The sequence below is a fragment of the Mycobacterium sp. E735 genome, assembly GCF_001666955.1.
In the GTDB taxonomy this organism is placed as follows: Bacteria; Actinomycetota; Actinomycetes; order Mycobacteriales; family Mycobacteriaceae; genus Mycobacterium.
In genome coordinates, this window is sequence record NZ_LZIX01000129.1 from 1 (window position 1) to 2,793 (window position 2,793).

At 64.4% G+C, this 2,793-nt stretch carries 3 protein-coding genes and 1 pseudogene; 3 read left to right on the forward strand and 1 reads right to left on the reverse strand.

From position 1 onward, the window contains the following. Nucleotides 1-633 (reverse strand): AMP-binding protein (locus tag A5704_RS10250; protein ID WP_156737655.1); only part of this gene is annotated, 633 nt, incomplete at its 3' end. 113 nt (nucleotides 634-746) lie between these two features. Between A5704_RS10250 and A5704_RS10255 the strand changes: the two genes are divergently transcribed. From A5704_RS10255 to A5704_RS29155, 3 genes and pseudogenes are all read left to right on the forward strand, one after another. Further along, nucleotides 747-1,277, forward strand: a complete 531-nt coding sequence (locus A5704_RS10255) for a nuclear transport factor 2 family protein (RefSeq protein WP_067747662.1) — start codon at nucleotides 747-749, stop codon at nucleotides 1,275-1,277. Nucleotides 1,278-1,411: 134 nt separating this feature from the next. Next, nucleotides 1,412-2,644, forward strand: coding sequence for a CaiB/BaiF CoA-transferase family protein (locus A5704_RS10260; protein WP_067888853.1), 1,233 nt, complete (start codon nucleotides 1,412-1,414; stop codon nucleotides 2,642-2,644). Further along, nucleotides 2,641-2,793: pseudogene (locus A5704_RS29155) on the forward strand (cytochrome P450); the annotation flags it as partial. The gene A5704_RS10260 and the pseudogene A5704_RS29155, both read left to right, overlap by 4 nt.

The window sequence follows — 2,793 nt, forward strand, 5'->3', positions numbered from 1 at the left end:
CTGGGTGTGCACGGGCCCTTTCGGGTCACCGGTGCTGCCCGAGGTGTAGATGATCATCACCTCGTCGGCCGGGGTCACGCACGACTCCACGTCGACGAGGAAGTCGGCGTCGGCGGCCGGCAGCGCGCCGTCGGCGTGGATCCTCGTCGTCCAGGCCCGATCAGACGGTCCCCACACCGCGACAGTCCGTAGGAAGGGGGCCTTGCGGACCATGATGCGCCCTGGCCGGTCCTGACCGGCGAGACCCGGCAGTGCATCTTCCAGCCGGGTCAAAAAGTCGTGATTGCGGAACCGCGGCCACGCCAAGATTGCGTTCAGGTCCGCATGGCGGGCGGTCCAGGCCAGTTCGGAGGCCTTATAGAAGGTGTTGAGCGGAACAGCGACCGCACCGATGCGTGTGGTGGCAAACCACGCCAGTGCCCAGTCGACGCTGTTGGGCATCAGGATTCCGACGTGGTCGCCCTTGCTGATGCCCTGCGCCAACAGGGCGGCGGCCAGGGCGGCCGAACGGCGGTCGAGATCGGCGTAGGACAATCTCCGCCCGTCGGCGATGAGGAACGGCCTGTCGCCGAAACGGGCTGCGCAAAACCTCACCAGTGCAGGGATCGTGGGCAAGATCGTCGGAAGGGGCATGAGCGCAGAATAGTAGCCTTTCCGAAACCGAGAACAGCGGTTCTCATTAGGCGGTGTGAGCCTACAATACCGCGATGGCCACAGGATTGAAGGGTTCGACCGGCGATGACCGGTTGGACCGAGTGGAGTCGAGCCTCGCGATTAGCCAGTTACCCGGCAAGTATGCAATGGCCCTCGATGCCCGTGATCTCGATGCATTGGTGGCGTTGTTCGTCGACGATGTCGACGCGGGCGCCGAGGGGCGCGGCAGGGATGCGTTGAGGCGCTGGTATGACCGCGTGCTCCGACGGTTCTACCGCAGCATCCACCTGATCTGCGGTCACCAGTTCGACTTCGTCGACGCCGATCATGCGACCGGAGCGATTTACTGCCGCGCCGAACACGAGGACGGCGACGGATGGTATGTGATCACGATGCGCTACGACGACGTCTATGAGCGCCGCGACGGCCAGTGGTGCTTCGTCAAGCGGCGGGAGCATCCCTGGTATTCCGTCGATGTCACCGAGCGCCCCGGTCCCGAGTTCATGCGATGGCCGACCGACGTTCGGTTGCGTGCGGCTATGCCCCAACGGATGCCGACCTGGCGGGCCTTTTGGGCCGACGGTGATCCGGGCTTGCCGGGACGGCTGTCGGCGCGTCCGTAAGCACTTCGGCGCTGCCCCGTTGGCGCCGCCGCGGTTTACAAACTCCCTCGAAACTGACATTCTCGGAATGTGTAAACGAGCATTACCGCCGTTTCCCAACTGTTGGTGCGCTCGCACCCGTACTGCCGTGACCCATGGAGGCCGTCATTTCCGTCGACAAAGTACTCAGCGGTGTTCGCGTGCTGGAGGTTGCCGCGTGGACCTTCGTACCGTCGGCCGGCGCCGTGTTGGCGGAATGGGGTGCCGAGGTCATCAAGGTCGAGCCGCGCGAGGGAGGCGACCCGCAACGCGGCCTCGTGACGATGGGCATCGTCGACGAGGGTGGTGGCGCCGTCAACTACATGATCGAGATACCGAATCGGGGCAAGAAGTCGATCGGCGTCGATCTGAGCACTCCCGGCGGCCAAGACGTCATCCGCAAACTCGCGGCCACCTGCGACGTGTTCCTCACCAGCTACCTACCAAGCCGCCGCAAGAAGATGGGCATCGACGTCGACGACATCAGGGCCGTCAACCCCAACATCGTCTACGTACGCGGGTCGGGCCACGGCCCGAAGGGACCCGACGCCGACAAGCCCGGCTATGACGGCGTCTCTTACTGGGCGCGCGGCGGCATCGCCGCCATGCTCACCGAGGACGCTGAGGAATTGGTGCGTTCACGACCCGCGTTCGGCGACCTGCTCGGCGGAATGACGATCGCTGGGGGTATCGCGGCAGCGCTGTACCGGAAGGCGACCACCGGTCAGGGATCGGTGGTGGATGTCTCCCTCCTCGGGCTTGCGGCTTGGAACCTCAGCCCCGACATCGCAGTGAGCCAGATTCATGGCGGCGGCGCGGTTCCGAGCTGGCGCCACGCCGACGCGCCCAACCCTTTGGTCGGGACCTACCGCACAAAAGATGATCGCCACGTCCAGCTGATGATGTTGCAACTGGACAAGTTCTATGCGGAAGCGATGCGCGTGATCGGCCTACCCGAACTCGTCGATGATGCGCGATTTGCCGAGGCGGCAACGCGATTCGCCAACCGGGCGGAACTCATCTCGCTGATGGACGAAGCGTTTGCCCAACGCACACTCGTCGAATGGCGTGAGGCGCTCGCAGACCTCTCCGGCGCCTGGGGTGTGGTGCAGACACCGGGGGAGGTCTGCCACGACCCGGCGGTGACCGCGAACGGCTATGTCGCGAAGACCGCGACGATGAGCGGAGCGCCTTACTCGTTGCCCACCAACCCCGTCCAATTCGACGAGACGGCCGTCACCCCTTCGGGGGCGCCCGAGCACGGCCAGCACACCGAGGAGGTGCTGATGGAAGCGGGCCTGGACTGGGACACCATCGAAGCCTACAAAGAGGCCGGAGCGATTCTATGACTCCTACTACGCCGTTGCAGGTCTCAGAAGGTAACGTCGAATTCGATCCATTCTCTGAAGATTTCTTCAACGGGGCGTACGACACGTACAGACGCCTGCGCGACAGTGCCCCCGTCTACTACAACCCGAAGTGGGATTTCTGGGCACTG

What these genes read in the sequence shown, in the direction of transcription:
- A5704_RS10260 (WP_067888853.1), top strand. Translation starts at nt 1,412, where the DNA reads ATGGAGGCCGTCATTTCCGTCGACAAAGTACTCAGCGGTGTTCGCGTG.